We start from the raw sequence: 19,125 nt of genomic DNA, 5'->3' as shown, positions 1-19,125 counted from the left end.
ATTGGGGTAGGGTTTTGACACCTGACGCCTTCTTGGTTAGAAAAAATCCGCACCAGCCTCAATACCATTCGTCGGGAAAAACTGTCGGCACGCCTTACCAAGCAGCAGATTTCATAGCCGCTCCAAAACGACCAAACACATGTTTGACCATCTTGAGGGCGACTCATGATGAAGCCATTTCTCGTCCGGATGACGTAATGTGGGCACTTGCACAGCCTGAGAGAGCTGAATAGTGTGAATGGGCGGGTCGACAGACCTGACTCCAGGATCACTGCACAACAGGGCAACTTGTTATGGCGACTGTATGCGGGGCGCTCCGGCGCGCTGAGTTCCTAGAGTCTCGGTCTACCAACCCGCATACAGCCGCCTCCCCTCGTTTGGTAGCGAGTGATGGCGGCCTCTAAAACTCTAGAGGCGAGCTTATGTACAAGATCAGTTCAACACCTGCCACAGCCAGTTTCACGGCACTGAATGCCGATGAACATGACTGCCTTCTTGGCTACCGCAGTGATGCGAAAGCCAGTGAGCTGTATGAGGAAGCCATGCAACGTCAACACGCAGTGCTACGCCTGCTTGGCGCACTGAGCGGCGCACCCAATCTCGATGAGCTTCAGGCTGACTGCCTCAACGGATGCTTTCAAGCAATCCGCATCCTGTGCTCTGACACAGCCGCGTTGCACGCCGGCGCCTACGAAGCCATAGCACGAGAAAGCGCCGCAGCACGCGCCCAATTCGCACAGTTTGATGGTGGCGCGGGTTAGGTCATCTTATTCGGTGATTCGAGTTCAGCTTCGTAACGCTGAACAAATTCCATCAGATCAAGACTGAGAACTCGGCAGATGTCACGTAACTGCACCAGGTCCAATCGACGCAAGCCGCGTTCGATGTCGCTAGCGAACGACTGGGGCCGACCAAGCGCCTCAGCGAACTGCGCCTGCGTCAGCCCCGACTCAACGCGGCACTGCTTGAGCAAGCGTAGCAGGACCAGGTTCTCATCTCTGTAGACCGACTTTTCCATCCAGGCATCCGTTAGCAGTGTTGACATGAGCAGAATGTATATCTAATCTTCAGTTATCTGCTTTACAGATATTCAGATTCGAGGCCAGCATGACCAAAATCAAAACCCTTATTCCGGTCGACCGAAACCGAAGCGCCCTATTCGATCTTCCGAACCGCATCCTTCTCTTCACGCTGGAAAGGATCTTGCGCTGCATCAACTACCCGCTCGCAAACCGTCACGAAGTCGCGAGGCTGGACCTTCCGTTCCGCAAAGATCCGGTCAACGGAAACCTGTGCTTGGCGCTCAATGAAATCCCGCGCCTGCTAAAAATCATCGGCTCCGCCGAACATGGGAATAGCCTGCTGGTTAAACGGTTGGTGCACGAGGTTGCAACCCTTGAACACCGACTCAAAAACACAGACTTGATCGGCAACCCGTGGCAACTCGAAGAAGACCTGAGGTCGATTATTCAGCCAGCTGAGGCGACGCCGTGCTTTCGAGCAACGCTGCGCAACAAAGCCGCCGCCAGTGCCGACTGAGGGTCTACAAAGTGGAGATTGAGCGTCTGAAGTGCGGGAGCTTCTTAATTCCGGTCATTCGCCAAGGCGACAAAAGACTGTGGCCCATTCGGGCAATCTGCAAGCAGTTGAACATCGACTGGCGGCAACACGCAAAAGAGCTGACTAGCTATACACCCGTGCGTGTCAGTGTGGTTTTGCCAGAGATCCCAGGCATTCGCAGCTACGAATGCCTGGAGCAAAAGGATTTTGAGCACTGGCTGCTTTTGCTGGACGATATTGAAGTCAGCAGTGCTGCGTGTAAAAGAATTCGGCAGCTGAAGTATGTGGTACTGCTCAACCGCTCCAAAAGCGTTAATGCACCACTCAGACCTGGTGATATTTTAAATGAGCTGGCCTGGTCAGCCATTCAAAACTTCAGCTACCGCAATTGGCATACACTTCATGCCGGTATTGAGCGTGATTTTAATGCGTCATGCGGTTGCAGTTTTTACTCGGTCACCGCTGAGGATTTAGGGCGAGCTATAAATAATCTCTGCGAGATTATTTTCAACCTTTATAACCCAAAGCCATTGACTAAAAAAGAGCACTTAGATGCACTCTTCAAACGTCTTGTGAGTACTGTCGGCTATGGAACAGCACAAATAAACAGCGAGGATATTGAAGCGATCACCTGCTCGCTAGAACAGTATTATGCCGAACACCACGCTTGGCGTGGAGTGAACGACGACCCTGCATGCGAAGGTATTATTCAAAATTTCGCGGAACACATGGCAATTGAACAAGAGCTGCTTGATGCAGCGATCAGACTGTTTGATGGCAATCAGCCGAGTGCTGAGGACTGGCTACGCCAGCCGATACAATCGCTCGGTGGTCTTGCTCCGACTGACTTACCGCTCAGGCAAGCATTAGATTTAATCGGCAAACTGGAACACGGAGTTTTTGTCTGATTTGAATTCAACCTGACTATCCGACTGACGCCGCATGCGGACCTGCCAATCAATAAAACACATGATGCGTGTGTGGTTTCCACACAATCAGCGTGTGGAAATCACACTGTGCGAGTGTGAAAAAGAACCGAATCGCACTCACCGGGTGTAGTGAATGGCCCGAGTGCTCGGCACTTACTTATGAATAACAAAAAACGCAGATGCCAACAATATGCGCCCGCACCTCGCTTTTTTCAGCGCCTGCGCTGGCTGATTTATTTTTTGATGACAAATACTTGCGCGCGCTTTTGCTCCACGTGCACGCTGAATGTAGATGAAAGCGTGTCGCGTGAGTAAGAGCGCGCGCCCCCTTACTCGCGGCGCGAGTAAGGGGGCGTTGGAGCAGTTATGACGAAGCGAGAAATACACGAAGCGAATGCGTAGTGAATTTCAGCGTAGTCAGAACTGATCCAACGCACATTCGCGAATGCGGCTGCCTTTGTCATCAAAACAATAACAAGAGGCGACAACCATGAACCCCACTACCCTGAAGAAATACCAAACCCGCGCACGCAACTTTTATCGGACTCGCTGCGGTGAGGACGATCCTACTTCAGCGCAGATCTGCGCGGCCTTACTTGCAAGCGCACAGGAATATCAGCCGAACTCATTCAGCACACTGAAGAGCGCGCTACAGCATGACCAATTATCACGTGATAATCGCGAGGCAGCGAAGGCAATTCGAAAGGTCGTAAATCCTGTCACCGCACCCGGTTCAACGCTGGATCGCAAACTAAAACCGAGCAAAATAAAATCCGTGCCCCATGCCGATCTCAAAGCACTCTACGACCACCTGAAAGGAAACGAGTTTATCGACGAAGCAGCCTCGCTGATTTTGGCGAGTTACTTGGGCGTTCGACCTTGCGAAATGCGCACAATAACAATTGTGAACAACGTGGTGTACATTATTGGCGGCAAGAAGAGCGCTCCACTTCATCGCGGGGCTGACCGAACGCTGATAATCGAAAATACCAAAGTGCTTCGTTTGATCAGGCAAGCGGCATCTTGGATGAGCAACTGCCCCCGCACCAATACCGCCATTCGGGATCGTCTGAGAAAAGAGTGCCGGGCGCTCTGGCCAAGACGTAAGCAACATCCAACACTGAAAAGCTTCCGCCATCAAATTGGATCGAACCTAAAAGCATCAGGTGAAAGCGCTGAAGCAATTGCATACATCATGGGGCATCAGTCAACTGACTCGGTCAGCATTTACGGTAATCGTCGCTCAGGACAAGGCCGCAAGCTGCACATCAGCATTGCAGACGACGTCGATCTTTCAGACGTGCGAAAGCCAGAGAAAGCACACCGCTTCGGAAAAGAGCGAACCATCGGTCAAATCGAATTCCCAGCCGCGACCCGAGGGCACTGGTTCGCGGAAATGACGAATCGCAGGGAAGCCGGCGTGCGCGACATTTAGGGATCACACGGTGCACTTCAAAATCCTTCTGTTTGAAAGTTGAAGTCGAGGTATGCGAGGTAGCGAGCATCATCACTCGCTACGCCGAAGACAGCGAGGGTGAATACCGTATGCACAGCAAATCCTAGCGCTGGGAAATTGTCATACCGAGAATTAGTGGGCTGAGCTTCACCTAGAGCTGCGTCTGCACGGCATGGCCACTGCTTGGGCAGAATTGACTGTGCAGGGTGAGTCGAACACAGCCTCGACCAAGTGGCTGCTCGAACACCTCCTGCAAGAGGAGCATACAGATCGCGCCATGCGCTCGGTGAGCCACCAGATGAACATGGCTAAGCTGCCGTTGCACCGATTTCCCATCAGCACCAACAAGCAAGTCGGTCTTCCACACAAAATTTGTTGTACATTTCTCCCTACCATGTCCTGAGCCCACAGTTGCTTTCTGCCGCTCACTTCAATCAATCCATCATGCAGGCGTACAGCCAAACAGTCTTACTGGCTGTTCAGAGTTTCTGGAATCGTCTTGTCGACTTCTAAGGTTCTAATTGGCCACTACTCATAGCTACTTGCTAAAAATCCGGGCTGGCGAGCCAATCAATTTTGAAGCCCTAATTGGCCAGCTCGTGCGCGCAGGCATGCTTGAAATCGACATCAATCGAGTTCTTGTTGCCCAAAAGATGTCTCAATCCAAGCCCCGCTACGCGGTGACGGTCATAGATGCGATAGCGTTTGATTCGTTGCTGGCGCGCTTCCAGCCATCAGGAGTAGACGGGCGCACGGGAGCTGCGCTGGATGGCAATAGCCATGCTGCAGGCGTGTCAGAGTCGATCCTTATATTCCGTTCTGAATATCACCCGCACCCAACGGTTGCGATCACCGAACAGGGTGAGTGGACTGTTCCGCGCCCTCTAGGACCAATAGGCGTCATCGTTGAGAACCTTGAGAACTTCTTGCGGTTTCACGAAACCATTGCCTTTATTGGTTCGATTCTGCCGTTTGAACTTGATAAGTTCGAACTGATTTATGGCTCAGGAAATCAGATCAGTAATAGCCTGAACGCACCCGTTTTGAAGCGATTTGATGCGATCTACTGCTTATTTGATGTGGATGTGGGTGGCATGCGGATGTTCAAGACACTGAGGACCCTGCTGCCTGAACAGGCGATAAAATTCCTATCCCCCACTGATATGCACGGCAGGCTCACTCGATCTAAGTACATACTCAGCGCTGAACACCGGATAGAGCTTTTCGAGAGGTATCTTGATTTGTCACCGGAGACCGACAGGCTCATTAGCTACATGCGCGCCACCGGCAGAACACTAGAGCAAGAAACCTATTTAGCGCCAATACACATGGACGGAGCGCAATAGCGATGACGGATAATTCGATGTTTTACGAAGTCTTCAAAATTAAGCAAATCATTCTCGTGAACAGTGGTGCGTCCTGCTACACGAAGGTGCGGATAGACCAGCACACGGCGCTGTTGGGGGCGAACAACAAGGGCAAGACCTCAATGCTTAATGCACTGAAGTTCTTCCTTTTGCCCGAGGAAAACCTGAACGACTGCGTGAATAAGTTTGGCTTTAAAAACCCAGACGGTTACTACAACCGCGAACAGAGCTTTGGTTTCTACTTCCCTGATAAAAATTCGTTCTTGGTGCTGGAGGCAGAAAACCCGCACGGCCCTTTCTGTGTCGTAGTAAACGCAGGCGGTAAGCAGTTCAGTTATGAGCGCACAGGCGTACCCGTACCCTACTCTGACATCGAGCATCTTTTCTGGGATAAAGAGTCAGGCAAAAACGGAGGAACAGGATCGCCCATTGAAGGGATTTCAGTCTCAGCCGTCGCCAGTGGGCTAAAGAGCCTTGGCGGCTTAGTGATTCGAGACATCGACAACATCAAGGCCCGCTTTTATCACCACCACCACAACCGGCCTGATATTGGGCGCTTTTGTTTGCTGCCGCTGAGCCAGGGCGGAAAGCCTCGTGAAATTGATGCATGGAAGAAGCTGATTCATCTGGCCTTTGATATTGCGGCCAAGGATAAGCGCACGCTGCCGGACACCATCGCCACAATTATCGAGAGCCGCAAGGATCGCGTCGAGGCAGAGCTTAACGTCAATTTGCCGAGCATCCTTGAACGGTATGAAAAGCTGAAGTCTATCCACGTTAGGCTTCAAACCATTCGTAACGCTAAGCCTCACTGGGATGCTTTTGATAAGGCATTCTTGGCTGTTCGTGATGGCGGCTCATTCCTAATAAATCTTCTTCTTGATGCCGAGCAAGCTATTTCCAGTGAGGAAGCAACACACGTTGATCTGCGCGAGAAGTGCCATGCTGAATATTCGGCAGCATCAGCAACCGTTTCGGGGCTGGCCACCAGAACGACCGAAGCGGATACAAAGTACAAAGAGAAGAATGGCGAGGTTCGCCTGCTCGACAAGCAATTCGCAGCCATAAAGAAAGAATCGTTTGCCCTCTCTGAGGTGCTGTGCGGCTACGGCGATAAGTCCATTGACGAAATCATTGAGGGAATCCATGCAGAATCCGAGGCCGACAAAGAAAAGCTAGAAGCACTAAAAAACAGAGAGGTTCTGCGCCAGCAATTCGAGAGCCTAACGCATAAAGTCAATGAAGACGAAGAACGGGCCAGGCTGCTAAAAGCACAGATCAATGGCACCAAGACCACTGTGCTTGACCTATTACCCGTCAGTGCGGCGAGCGTACTCCACTCGTTGAACAAGAGCGCGTTCGCGGGGGAGTTTGATTCGCTTGGTAATGTCGACGCCAACACTATCACCCAATTTACAGCGCTATTTGATGAGCGCTCCGGCGCACTGGGCTTCCTTGGCCGAATCACACCTACAGCGTTCTGTGAATACGATTCAGCAAAGGCCATGAGTGAGCGCGAGAATGCGCTTGAACTAATTACCCAGGAGATCAGCCAAAACCGGAATAAGCTCAATGAACTCGCAGAGGTTGCAAAACAACCATTGGCTCAGATTGAAAGCACCATCGCAGAGCTGGAGAAGCAGATAACCGCTGATGGCAAAAGCATTGAGCTGCTGTGTGACCGGACCAGGATAGAGACCCAATATAAAACTGCTGAAGAGAGTCTTTCTAGCGCCAAAGCTGAGCTTGAAGAATTGGGCGAAGCACATGCAACTCTTGTGACAGAGCTAACAGAGGCAAAGCGGGAACAAGAGGCTGCACGCATAAAACGTGATGCCGCCAAAGATCGTGGCCAAGAGCTTTCAGCTTGGCAGAAGAGAATTAACGGGGTGATCAAGTTCCGCTTAGAGTTCATGCAGTCAGGCTACACGGCCGCAGCACGGAAAGAGGTTGTGCTAACCGAGGAGCTGATCACCCATCTCGAAGACCAAGCGGGGCTTATGGCTAAGCAGTTCAACGAGGTCAAAGAGTTGGTGTCGAGGCTCCAGGATGCCGTTGCGCTAGAGGACGATAGCCAATCGCATCAGAGTGCATTGAGCCTCACAGCCCTAACGCACTTGCATGAGACCTATGCGCTGTTATTTGGTCGATTGGATCTGGATGAAAGCACGCATCAAAACCAGGTCGTGGAGCACAACGGCGACACTCGGCTCCAAATGCAGACGATTGAACATGCCAGGAAACTGATTGCTGACTTCATCAAAGAGATTGAAACGCACCTCGCCGATATCAAGGTATCCAACGTCGACGCTGTAGCCATTGAATACAAGCTTCACCCTCAGTTCGATGAACTGTTGAATGCCGCTAAGTCTGTGAACATGACTGGAGGTGATTTGCCTGCAGACATCCTGTACGACCGTATTGGCAGCTTCTCGGCAGAGTTCTTCGATTCAGATCGACGCAAAGATGGCAGGCTGAACATGGCCCGCCTGCTGGCGTCTGTCGAATACAAGGTTAAGCTCGCTGGCCGCGATAGCTTTGTAAGCGAAAGCCAGTCCACAGGCACCGCAGTAATGATCAACAGCCGGCTGCTGGCGTTCCTGCTCAAGAAGCTGCTGCAAGTGGATACACGAGTCAGCCTGCCATTGCTGGTGGATGAGATTTCCAACCTGGACGTGAAGAACCTGCGTGCTGCACGCGAAATCGCGGAGGCCGATGGATTCTGTATTTTCGGGGCGACACCGGACCTAACAACCGGCATCAGCAAAGTAATCGGCAACTACGTCAACCTTGATTACTTCACCGCGTCTGAGTCCTACAGCCCCTACAGAACGACCCTTTATACCGGCGTCAGCGAATCGTTAAGCGTTATTTCTGGTGCATCAGCGCCAGCACCAGCTGAGTCTGGCGCTTAATGATCGTTAAGACGGATGTTGCCCTGGTCACGATGATACAGAACAAGGAGCTTTACCTTGGGCTGATCGATCACATGGATAGCGTTGGTGAGGGCGACGAAGTACGCATCCTGATCTACCAGCAAAAGCTAGGAGCGTTGCTGGATGAGAATTGGCCACCGCCAAAGACAAGGGGGTTCCGAGAGCTGCCGGCGGAACGGCGTAAGCTTGAAGGCGCTCTATGCATCGAGAACCTGCATCGAGCAGGGCTAGTTAGCCATGTCGATACAGGCCGCGGCGTTATGGTCTTCGCACCCTTCGTGATCGAGATGTTCAGGCATTTTGATAACGCCCGCCTCCGGCACCTGACCAGCTCCGACTATGAAATTGTCCGGAAGACCTTCACTGACCTGTTTGATGCCTTTGGCACGCTGCCATCGCTATCACCCAGCGATATTGATTTCAAAGAGCATGTGCACACGCTACGCAAAGAGATTCGCGGCGCTATAGCCAAGATGAAGGAGTGCGTGGGCGCTCTACAGGGCTGTTTGCAGCGCCTTGGCAAGATTGTTGACCAGGCTGACGTTACCGAGGTCAATGCGGTCCATAAGGCACGTGAAGCACTCTCAGAGATCAACACGATCTACATGCGCAACATCTTGCCAGCGTTGCAGTTTCTCGATGAAAAAACCGACATCAAGGGTGGTATCCCTGCGTTAGCCGCCCTGACACGCATTGGTGACATGCTGGATAGTCACGGCCAGCACAGCAAGCTGGTCACTATGATTTACTACTCAGTCGAGTCGATACGGTCTTACCGACACGACATCTCAGTTATCAGCGCATCGATGATGCGTTACGTGCAACAGAGCGAAGCGCACCGGTTGGCTCACGACAAGATCGAGAGCGCCTGGAACCGGCTCTATGAGGCTGTGCGTGAATTGCAGGACGGAAGCTTAAAAGACAATACGCTATCAAGTTCTCATCCCGCGCTAGCGAACATCAAAACCTTCAGCGGCCTTAAAGTCAGAAGCTTTGAGGCTAAGGTTCAGTGGCCAGATGAAAGCCACCGACTGCTTCTCATCGAGCATCTGCGCACCACGCTGCCGCAAGTCACCGTAAGCAGTGGCGTGGTCTACCAGCTAGAGGGGGGCGTCAACGATATTGGCTTTGTTAAGCGTCAAAGTGACTCCCGATTGCTTGCGCTGGGAACACTGATTGATCACTGGCCGTTGCGTTCATTAGCAGACACTCACGCGGCGCTGCACGAACACCTTCAGGCCAATGTTGAAGACTACGAGCTTTGCGACCTGCTGATGTCTTTGGAGTGGCTAAAGAAGCGTGAAGGCTTAGTTCTCACGCCAGCCTTTGACCTGGCGACCATTGAAACTGAGCGTGAGCGATTGCACTACTACAGACTTCAGATGGAGCCACTAGCAAATGATTGAAGAATCGACACACTCCATCCCGAGCGCTCGCGCCAGTGGAATTAACAAAAAGCTGGCGGTGGAAATCTACGGCCAGCTAATGAACGGCAAGATGCTAAATCGGCACACTCCGATTGAGGGGACGCTTAAATACAATCCCTTGTTTGATGAGGTGTACAAACACTTCGATAGCTACCAGTACCATTATTCATTAAACGGGTACGAGCTAATCATGCGTGACGGCTTCGCCTTCGTCCGTGATACGGACAGGGCCGAGTTCAAGGATGAGCTGGCTAGAAGCATTCAAGGCCTATTACTGGTGCTGTTTAGGGGCGTCATGGAGCTTGGCTTAACAATGGACGTGCTTCTGAAGGATGAGGCTGGTCTGTCAAACGCTCACATAGAGGAAATCGGCAAAGGGCAGGATAAGCAGGAGGTTCTGATTGCTTGCGGCATGAAGAAAGGAACACTGCTGGAATGCGTCAGTAAACTTGAGAGCCGATTTATCGCTTATCGCAACGCTAAGGGGAACCTGGTGCTGAGTGAGTCTGGCGCCGCCTTCTTTAGCGATCTATTAGCTGAAGGTGATATCTCAGTATAGTGCGGCTTGAATCGATTTAGACTTTTTGAATCAGTCCGGCTTTTGCCGCACATTATTGACCCAGGCATATACACTAGGCCTACGCATCGCTACTCAACGCTCCAACAATTCAAACCGCACACTCATCGGCTTGCTACCGCTGTGGCTCTGGTACCTAACCTGTCCGCAGTACTTGAAGGGCGCGGCCTTACCGCTCTCTAGCTTGTTCTCACGAACAAATAGATGCAGACCAATACCAAGCGACTCGTGATTGATAATCTCATTACCTCGCTTGTTATCCGGAGCCGTCTGATTTTGCGTCTGCCAATGGAAATGCTGCTCATCAATCCAGTGGTCCTGATAACGCAGATCCTCGGCTTTGCCTTGTTTGTTCAGGGTTACCAGAAGTACGTGAGCCCTACACCCTGGGATCACCACATGCCCGCTATTCCAGCTCCCGGCATTGAATTCAGTACCAAATAACACTGGGATATCTTCACGCATAAAGCGCTGGCCAACCTGCATCTGTAGCGGATCGATGATTGCCTTCAGACGAGCAAAAGTGCGGAACTGCTCTTGCAGTTCATCACTGACCAAGATGTCGGCGTAATCCGGGTTATGGGCACGCAGCCGATACTGACCGCCGGAGTCTTTAAGCACTTTGCGCAGCAGGTATTGGCTATCACCGGATTCATCCTGGCGCTCAATGGCCATGACATCGCCGGTGATTTTGCCAGCAGTCTCGCTACCAATGATCTCTAACAGTAAGTAATCACCATCTCTGACTGGCTGTTTACCGCCGTCCATGGAGTTACCCGAAGCCTTGGCCAGAAAATGGCGAGCAGGATCGATTCGACCATAACGAGCACCGAGCAAACGATACTCCTCACAATCAGCTCGACCTGTTTTGAAATGTCCGCAGGCGATTTTCAGATTCGGAAAGTAGGCTAACTCTACCTGCTCTGGAATGCTGGGCAACGGATGCACACTGGCGGTCATCAGGCTGGAGCGTGCCGCGTAGGAGGTCAGACGGTAATCCACCAACTCCTGTACCAGCTCGCTCAGTGGCACTATGGCCTGCTCCTCTACCGTGACATTACTGATGAACAAGTCGTCCTCAACGCTGAAATAGCGACCACTGATCCAGGCATTAATCGGGTTCTTTTTCCAGTAGCTCAACCAATCGTCTGGTGCGTGGGTCATGCCTTGATAATCGTCTGGAAGATCCCCCAGCAGCGGACGTCGGCGCTGCAATATTTGCCAGGAACGCTGAGCCAACTCATCTAGACTGACGGCCTCACGCCAGCTGTCCAGTTCTAGAGCCGCTTCCAGAAGCACCATCTTGTAGCTCTTGGTCATAGCGGTGGTTTCTAGCTCGCGCAAGAAGTCACCATGCATCTCGATAAGTCTGCACTCTGGCCCTGAGAGGTCACTCTCCTCTGTGGCCACCAGGGCAAACCAATGACCGTACTGGCGACGCATATCCTGCAGACTTGCACCGGATCGGTAAAACTCGGTCAGGCTTGGACGACGGCCCAGGGTATCGCGCAGGCTGCGGTAGTCGAACTGCACGCTATCGCTGTCCAACGACTTGAGGAAGTCTATGAACTGCAGGTCATAGTTAACGAAGCATCCTTCGGGCAAGTCCAACTGTCCTTGCTCTGCCTGGCGCGCGAACTCGGCTAGTTGTCGACGATTCATGCTGCAATTCATCAAAGCCATTGGCTTGTGTAGGAAGCTTTGGTGGTTGGCCACGAAGTCCAATACCACCAACTTATCCTTACCATCTGCCTTACGTAGACCGCGCCCGAGCTGTTGCAGGAAAAGAATTTTCGATTCAGTGGGACGTAGCATCATCACTGTATCGATCACCGGCAGGTCGACACCTTCGTTGAACAGGTCGACGGAGAACAACACCTGCAACTCGCCTGCGCGAAGCTGCTCTAGCGCCTCACCGCGCGACAGCTGGGAGTCCGCATACACCGCTGCGGCGCGGACTCCCTTCTTGCGAAAATGCTCAGCCATGTAATCGGCATGGCGCGTCGAAACGCAGAAAGCCAACGTACGGGTCTGCGCATGCAAGCGCCAGTTGCTCAACGCATGCCGAGCGCGGCCGAGCGTGGCCAATTTGTTGGCCAATAATTCAGGGTCGAATCGGCCATTGCGCCAAGGAATACTCTGGTAATCCACATCGCTGTCGAAAATGCCAAAATAGTGGAACGGCACCAGCAGCTTTTCGCTCACGCCACTGAACAGATCGCTTTGAAAAACCAGATTATCGTCACACAGGGCTAGGATATTCGCGTTGTCGGTGCGGTCGGGAGTCGCTGTCAGACCCAGCAAGAATGCCGGTGCGAAATGTTTGAGCAGCCGGTGATAGATCGGCGCAGAGGCATGATGAAATTCATCGACGATGATGTAATCGAAGTGTTGGGGCTTGAACCGCTCGAGGTGCTGCACCTTACCGATGGTTTGCACCGACGCACACAGGATGTCGACCTGACTGTCACGTTGCTGGCCACGATAAAAACCGATGCGTGCGGAAGGCTGAATGCGCGCAAAAGTCGCCGCTGCTTGATTCAAAATTTCCTCGCGGTGCGCCACAAACAACACGCGGCGAGCGCCCATCTGCTTGACGTCAAAAGCAGCCAACCAGGTTTTTCCCAAGCCTGTAGCCAATACCACCAGGCCACGCATATAGCCCTGCTCGCGAGTCGCACTTAGAGCCTGCAACGCTGCATTTTGTACCGAACTTGCCACTGGCGGCGGCTCAGATTCCGTGCTGCCTGGCTCGAAGGATTGCACGGGTTTGATGCGGCGCTGTTCATACTCTTCAATCCACGCATCACTCAACACCGCATTACGAGGATGAGCAAACAACTCATCGAAGCGTCGACAAGCTTCTAGATAGCCATCATCACCGGGGTAATTGATTCGATAGTTCCACTCAAGGCCCTGCTTAAGCGCTTGCCGGCTGATATTGCTGGAGCCGATAAAAGCACGCCCCCAATCCTGCCCGCTGAATAAGTAAGCCTTGAGATGGAAACTGCTGCCATTACTCTGGTAAACCCGCACGTCAGCCCCCTGCTCGGCCAGCAGCATCAACAAGCGCAGCGCTTCAGGATCTGTTACGTCCAGATAATCGCTGGTCAGGATACGCAGTTGCGCAGGCCGTAGCTCTACATCGCTACGCTGTAACGACTCCAACAGGTCGGGTAGCAGCAAACGTAAGCCGGTGGTTTTGATGAAGGCTACCGCCATGTCCACACGCTGCGCTTGGTGAATTGCGGCGCACAGGTGAGGCAAAAATGGGTTTTCCTCGCCGCCCGTCACGAGCTTGCTCACCGGCTTATGCAGTAAGACATTAAGCCACTTTTCATCGCGACCGGGGCGCTGATCTTGAGTCAACCAAAACACTGAGCGACTTAGGCCTTGTAGCGTTTGGGTCCAAATGCCTATGCGCGCCTCATCTGCATCGGTGAAGTGGCGACCCTGATATTCCCGTTCACACTGCCCCAATTTAAAGCTGCAATACAGAGCACCACCAGACCTGAGCGCCCGCCATAAGCGCTCAAAGGCATCGGGAAGTTGAAGTTCAGGTACATGTAGCAAGCTGGCGCAAGCCCAAATACCATCATATTGCTCAACTTCGTCAACCTCAGCGAAACGCCTGACTGGTACATGGGATCCCAGTAGGTGGCTGGCATACCCCGCCAGTTCTTCACAGGCATCGAAGGCACTAACTCGATGGCCCATCTGCTGAAACGCATGGGCATCTCGGCCAGAGCCACAACCAGCATCCAAAATGTGACCGTTGAGTGGCAACGCTTCCAGAAACGGCGCATAGAGGCTGCTCATATCGACACGAAGCGTATCGTCAACGAATTGCTTGGCATGCTGGTTGTAATAAGCCTCAGTACTGCTCACCTAGATCTCCGATATCAAAGGTCTGCCACGCTCAGGGCAGAGAATCCTATAGTTCCACAGCAGTCCCTCAGAGTTCCTTCACTTTCTTCAGTGCATGCAGGCCATGTAAGTTCTCATGCCGTAGAAAGCCACCTAGCTTCGAGATGCTAGTAAACCACTCGCTGCGCACGCCATCGATCAACAAAATGACTCTACGGTTGCTGACAAAGTCGCCGTCAAAACTCATGGAGTAGTCATCGATCTGCAACCGCTGACCCGGCTCGACTTCTGAAGATGCAGCGATACCATCGGCAAAAGCATTGCCAGCGGATTGGTATTCATCGATGCCATCGTCCGTGCTGGCGAAGGCATAAAGCAGCCTGCGTAAATACGTGATGCGCTGTCCGGTGCGGTTTAATAACCAAACCGGCTGCTTATCCGAACAGCGTGAAAAGAACGGTATTGCCAAGTAAAGCCCTTCAGGAGCTTCCTGCTCATAGGCTTGCAAGTTCTCATGGGCGATAAGATCCGCCACCTGCGAGCGGCGCCTGGCAAGCACATCAAAAACGTCATCATCGATTCTGGGGCGACACCCGCTAAAGGACTCCAGCGCATCGCATGCCGACGTCAGCCGCGCATACCGAGCCAACTCTTCTGCATGCTTCTGCGCCACTTGCGGATGGCATTTATCAGCGAGGCGCGAGGCCAGGTCCATGACATCGTCACGGATGGGTCGACGAATCATTCGATCCTCCTTGATTTAACAACCGTGCACTCGAATAAGCACTGGCGCGTCTCAATCAATCAAGCCGCGCCCTGATCTGATCCAGCGCAGCCTGAATCTCCACTGCTTGCTGCTCGACAATGTCGAGTTCACGACATAACCCACGCCAGCCTGACAGCGCATCCAGCGTCTGCTCGATGTACTGATCCACTTTTAAAAAGCTGAACGGCTCACAGACCTTACGCAACGCCTTGCGTGTCGGCAGCCCTGCTCCGGCAAAAGCTGTGGTGTGCTCATCAGCCATGCCACGCACGCGGGCAAAGGTCAGGTCATAGGCTGGAGAAAGCACCCAGCGCCCTTGATCAAACAGGTACGCAAAGTTTTTAGAATGGTCGTCATGGTTGTGCGCAAGCGCATTGAAAACCATCAGACGCGCCATTCTCTCAACCTCGCCAGCATGCCCAGTAATGGCCCAGGTGGCGCGAAGCAGATCACCATAATCCAGCGACGGTGCGCGGTAATCGGCGTAGAGGATGCCGCAGGCGGTGAGCATGTGGATCTTGCGCTCACCGTCACGATCAAAACGCTTCGCGGCAAAGAAGCGCTCGACCCCGCTCTCGGTCTGCACATTCAGAAGTGCGGACTCTGCCATTTCGACCCCAGCATTCCGGGCCATTTGCGCATAGGCATACTCGATGGCACCGGTGTCACGATGCTCTTCAGGCGCACGAAATTTCACCAACCAATGCTCGTAGCCCTCGGCCAACGTTTTGAATGACGAGGCACACCGCTGTTTATCCTGCGACAGCGCCACGACCACCTTGGGTCGAGCCCCTGCAGGCGAGCCACCCGCCAAACGCAAGGCATCCAACGTTGTCTCGGTATCGCCTTCGTAGACCTCAAGTGCAGCCTGGTACAAACGCTCAAGATCAAGCGCTGAGTCCGCCTCCGTCTTCTCCAGTACGGGGCGATATTCCAAGGCTCCCATGGCGCGGTTGCCCATATAAGCCAGCCGATCCAGGGCCGTAATGGCGCGCCGATCAATACCCCGCTCACGCAGGAAGAAGCGATCCATCAGCAGCATCCCCCAGCCATCCGGCAGGGAATCGGCGAACACGCCCATCAACCCGCCGAACAGATGAAGGTCAGGCGCGGCTTGCGGAGCGGATTTGAATTCCATGTTCAGCGGCGAGAGGTTGAAACCTGTCGCTAACCACTGCTCGTCATACGCAAAAAACGTCCCGCGCCGAGATACGGATACCAACTCACCTACCCGGGTGCCCGCGAGCAGCACTTCGACCGAGGTCACGTTCTTCACTTGCGCCCCCGGGCTCGCCCGCTCTGCTTGAGTTCAGCCAGAGAAACGGGCTGCGCCTGCGTAAACAACCCAGACAGTTGCTGAGCCACTCCCAGAGACGAGGCCAACAGCACCAACGCATCGAGGGTGATTTGCCCTGTCGTTTCAAAACGCTTGATGGTCGATTCTGAAATACCGGCACGCTCGGCCAGCGTCTTGCGCGAGAGATTCTGCGCCAAACGCAGCGCACGCGCGTTCTCACCAATCTGCTGGACCAGTTCACGTGGAGAGAAAAGCGTGTGGGTTAGCGCCATCGTGGATGCCTTGCTGAATAGAGCCAAACATGACCATTACAATAGATCATATTTAGCCTATTAATTACTTAAATCAAGATTAAAAGGTCTTTTATGACCCTTAATCTTCATCTTACGCAACCACCTCCATCCGACGCCCGTAGAACTCCACCCAATCCACGTCACCAAACTCCTTCTGCAGCAGCCCCTTCAGAAAGGCATGCCAGCCCTGGAGCGCTACATCCTTTTCGTCGAAGTAGGCATAGCGGTCATAGATCGCATCCACCGACAGATCTTTGTGGTTGAGGATACGACTACGCACATCCTTGCCCAACCCCTGCTTAGACATGTGCGTGGTCGCCGTACGGCGCAAGTCATGCACGGTGGGTCGCGGGTAGCCATCCGCGACGCGCAGCAAGCCCTCTTGCTCAACGCGGTCGTTGTCTTTCACATAGGTGTCGTAGAAGCGGCGCATCGCGCGGTTAAGCGAGGGCTGCGTTTGCGGCTTGGCGGGCCAACGACCCGGAAACACATAGTGTCCCGGACTGGGTCGCGTTTTGCTGCCAGCCCAACGCGCAGGGTCTGCCGCCATCACTTTCTGAATTTGCCGTTCGCGTAGGTAATTCAGAATGCTCAACGCATCATCCGAGAGCGGAATGGCAATCGGATTGTTGTTTTTCTCGAACTTGCCACTGCGATCCCAGATCCGCTCATTGAGGTCAAAGTCGACCCAGCGCATGGCCACGATGCGCCCGGAGCGCTGGGCCAGCATCAGACTCAGCAACAGGGAAAAACGCGTGTTCTGACTGAGCGAGGCGCCGGCCAATTGGTGAAGAAACCACACCAGCTCGTGGCGATTGAGGCTGCGCTCACGCGGCGTTTCCTTGGCCACCTTTTTGATCTGCACCAGGGGTGTGGCATCGAGAATCTCGCGTTCTACGCAGAAATTGAACATCTTGCGGATCACCGCCAACAGGCGGTTGGCCTGCACCGGGGCGGTCTTGGCCTTTTCATCGAGCAACGCCATGACCTGTTTACGCCTGACATCACCGATCTTGGTACGCCCGAGATGAGGCACAAACTCAGTGCGCAGCATGCGCTCATCTTCACGCCAGGATTTCTTGTTCTTTTCGGCCCAATCTAAGTAGCTGACAACAGCCTCTTCAAACGTCGGACTGGTGCGGTATTCGACCAACTCGACAATTTTCTTCTGCCCGGGATCGACCCCCTGTTTGAGCAGTTCAACGGCCTGCATGGCTTTTGCGCGCGCTTCTGCGAGAGACAAATCGGGGTAAGTGCCAAGGGTCAGGCGGCGCGGATGGTTATGAAAGCTGTAGAGCAAGATGAAACTTTTGCATGTTTTGTTGACCCGCACGCCGAACGTGCCGTGTCCGGGCATCGGGGGGTCGAGGAATTCGACACGGCCTTTCGCGGGGTCATATTTGAGCCGCTTGAGGGTGTGTTCGTTCATGGCCGTGCGCGTCGTCATACCGAAATCCTGACCGTTTCTGGGGTAGGTTTGGGGTAGGGATTATAGCGCTTGGGGTAGGGTTGGGGTAGGGGTTTGACTAAATAGTGATCAACGCCTATATTCAGCTCTGAAAGCCAGTAAATACGTTAAAAACCTTGTTATTCAGTTATTTACAAAGTGTAAATCTTGTCAATTTTCGCTATATGACCTGTGGATAAAAGGCTTTTGTTATTGTCTTTTAATCAGTAGGTCCCGGGTTCGATTTCTGGTGCCGGCACCACACAAAACGATTTAGGCTCACCGCAAGGTGGGCCTTTTTCGTTTCTGGTTCCCGATTTTCCCGCTCCCTTCGCGTTTCACTATCCCTACTCCACTTTCGTCGCTCGCCTACCACCAGACATCAGTCTTGTGCGCCACGAGCCAGTTGACCTGGGTGAATCGCCGCTAGCTTCGTAGACACCCTTAGCGCCCGCTAATCGCCGAAAGCGGCCTGTTAATACGTAAAAGAATTCTGTATGCGGGCCTAGGTTAAGCCTAACCCAGCCCCGCATACCTCAGATTACCCGCTTGATAGCGATGTAATCGCCCTCAGTGTGCAGCGTAACGGTCACAGGTTTGCTTGTGCGGTTACGCCAGAACCAGCCGTGGTTACCGTCGAAAGCTGGCTCCAGTACGCCCTGATCCTCAGGTGTGGAACGCCCCTTGATAGCCATGGTAGAACTCACGCGGTGCGTTGTATGGGTCACCGTGAGTGTCGTAATTCACCACGCCGCCATTGGCTGTCCAAAAGTAGTTCACCTGGGTGCCCTTGAGCATCTCCACCTTAATCTCGGCGCCCTGGCCGGGGGCTAGGAGAAAGCTTATTTCATGCTTCTGCACCTTCGCCTCAGACTCTACTGATGCGGCAACTGCGGGAGCTAACACGACAGGTTCAGGAGCAATCTCCACGGCAGCAGGCGTAACAGGCGGAGCGGCAGCGACAGGCGCTGCTGCATCAGCAGCAGCTTCGTCGGCCAGTTGCAGCTTGACCTCGGCCATCTGGGTTAAGCCCAACAGACGGCCGGCTCCTGTGGGGTCGATGCCGTATTCAGCCGGCATAACCACGGTTACCAGCAGCACGATGGCGGCGATCAGAGCAAGTAAGGTTGAGCGCAGCAGTTGGCGGCTGGTCGGCAACTCGCTCTGGGTTGGAAGTTGGCTATTGAACATGTTGAGAATTCC

The 19,125-nt window shown here is 53.3% G+C and carries 14 protein-coding genes and 2 pseudogenes; 9 read left to right on the top strand and 7 right to left on the bottom strand.

Translation table 11 applies throughout. The annotated features are described in order from the left end of the window. The first annotated feature begins 422 nt into the window (after window positions 1-422). Entirely contained in the window at window positions 423-761 is a 339-nt protein-coding gene (locus AC0J6G_RS18120) for a hypothetical protein (protein ID WP_475250136.1), read from the top strand. Here AC0J6G_RS18120 and AC0J6G_RS18115 read toward each other — a convergent pair. Next, on the bottom strand, window positions 758-1,018 hold the full coding sequence (locus tag AC0J6G_RS18115) for a helix-turn-helix domain-containing protein (protein ID WP_475250134.1): 261 nt from the start codon (window positions 1,016-1,018) through the stop codon (window positions 758-760). The genes AC0J6G_RS18120 and AC0J6G_RS18115 overlap by 4 nt on opposite strands. Window positions 1,019-1,107: 89 nt before the next feature. Between AC0J6G_RS18115 and AC0J6G_RS18110 the strand changes: the two genes are divergently transcribed. The 8 genes and pseudogenes from AC0J6G_RS18110 (at window position 1,108) to AC0J6G_RS18075 (ending at window position 10,234) form a co-directional block, all read left to right on the top strand. Beyond that, entirely contained in the window at window positions 1,108-1,539 is a 432-nt protein-coding gene (locus AC0J6G_RS18110; RefSeq protein ID WP_475250132.1) for a hypothetical protein, read from the top strand. An 11-nt stretch (window positions 1,540-1,550) separates the two neighbouring features. Beyond that, on the top strand, window positions 1,551-2,468 hold the full coding sequence (locus AC0J6G_RS18105) for a hypothetical protein (RefSeq protein WP_475250131.1): 918 nt from the start codon (window positions 1,551-1,553) through the stop codon (window positions 2,466-2,468). A gap of 511 nt (window positions 2,469-2,979) precedes the next feature. Then, on the top strand, window positions 2,980-3,924 hold the full coding sequence (locus tag AC0J6G_RS18100) for a site-specific integrase (RefSeq protein WP_475250129.1): 945 nt from the start codon (window positions 2,980-2,982) through the stop codon (window positions 3,922-3,924). Window positions 3,925-4,102: 178 nt separating this feature from the next. Next, a pseudogene (locus AC0J6G_RS18095) lies at window positions 4,103-4,273 on the top strand (ATP-binding protein); the annotation flags it as partial. 283 nt (window positions 4,274-4,556) lie between these two features. Continuing rightward, window positions 4,557-5,291: a Wadjet anti-phage system protein JetD domain-containing protein gene (locus tag AC0J6G_RS18090; protein WP_475250127.1), complete on the top strand. Its 735-nt coding sequence runs from the start codon at window positions 4,557-4,559 to the stop codon at window positions 5,289-5,291. A 17-nt stretch (window positions 5,292-5,308) separates the two neighbouring features. After that, a complete protein-coding gene (locus AC0J6G_RS18085; RefSeq protein WP_475250125.1) occupies window positions 5,309-8,227 on the top strand; it encodes a hypothetical protein in 2,919 nt (972 codons plus the stop codon). Continuing rightward, window positions 8,227-9,654 (top strand): hypothetical protein, encoded by a 1,428-nt coding sequence (locus tag AC0J6G_RS18080; protein ID WP_475250123.1) that lies wholly within the window; start codon window positions 8,227-8,229, stop codon window positions 9,652-9,654. The genes AC0J6G_RS18085 and AC0J6G_RS18080 overlap by 1 nt, the downstream gene beginning before the upstream one ends. Beyond that, on the top strand, window positions 9,647-10,234 hold the full coding sequence (locus AC0J6G_RS18075; RefSeq protein WP_475250121.1) for a condensin complex protein MksE: 588 nt from the start codon (window positions 9,647-9,649) through the stop codon (window positions 10,232-10,234). Before AC0J6G_RS18080 ends, AC0J6G_RS18075 begins: the two co-directional genes overlap by 8 nt. A 93-nt stretch (window positions 10,235-10,327) precedes the next feature. Here the strand turns inward: AC0J6G_RS18075 and AC0J6G_RS18070 are convergent, their stop codons facing one another. The 6 genes and pseudogenes from AC0J6G_RS18070 to AC0J6G_RS18045 form a co-directional block, all read right to left on the bottom strand. Beyond that, entirely contained in the window at window positions 10,328-14,140 is a 3,813-nt protein-coding gene (locus tag AC0J6G_RS18070) for a DUF3427 domain-containing protein (protein ID WP_475250119.1), read from the bottom strand. Window positions 14,141-14,207: 67 nt separating this feature from the next. After that, on the bottom strand, window positions 14,208-14,864 hold the full coding sequence (locus tag AC0J6G_RS18065; protein ID WP_475250117.1) for a hypothetical protein: 657 nt from the start codon (window positions 14,862-14,864) through the stop codon (window positions 14,208-14,210). Between the two features lie 55 nt (window positions 14,865-14,919). Continuing rightward, window positions 14,920-16,161, bottom strand: a complete 1,242-nt coding sequence (locus AC0J6G_RS18060) for a type II toxin-antitoxin system HipA family toxin (RefSeq protein WP_475250115.1) — start codon at window positions 16,159-16,161, stop codon at window positions 14,920-14,922. After that, a complete protein-coding gene (locus AC0J6G_RS18055; RefSeq protein ID WP_475250113.1) occupies window positions 16,158-16,454 on the bottom strand; it encodes a helix-turn-helix domain-containing protein in 297 nt (98 codons plus the stop codon). Before AC0J6G_RS18055 ends, AC0J6G_RS18060 begins: the two co-directional genes overlap by 4 nt. 112 nt (window positions 16,455-16,566) lie before the next feature. Continuing rightward, on the bottom strand, window positions 16,567-17,922 hold the full coding sequence (locus AC0J6G_RS18050) for a tyrosine-type recombinase/integrase (protein WP_475250111.1): 1,356 nt from the start codon (window positions 17,920-17,922) through the stop codon (window positions 16,567-16,569). A gap of 536 nt (window positions 17,923-18,458) precedes the next feature. After that, a pseudogene (locus tag AC0J6G_RS18045) lies at window positions 18,459-19,113 on the bottom strand (transmembrane anchor protein). Window positions 19,114-19,125 lie beyond the last annotated feature (12 nt).

The organism is Pseudomonas sp. TS_SC_3 (assembly GCF_056156225.1).
Note: the sequence above shows the minus strand (reverse complement) of the source record. Positions and strands in the feature narration are given on the sequence as shown.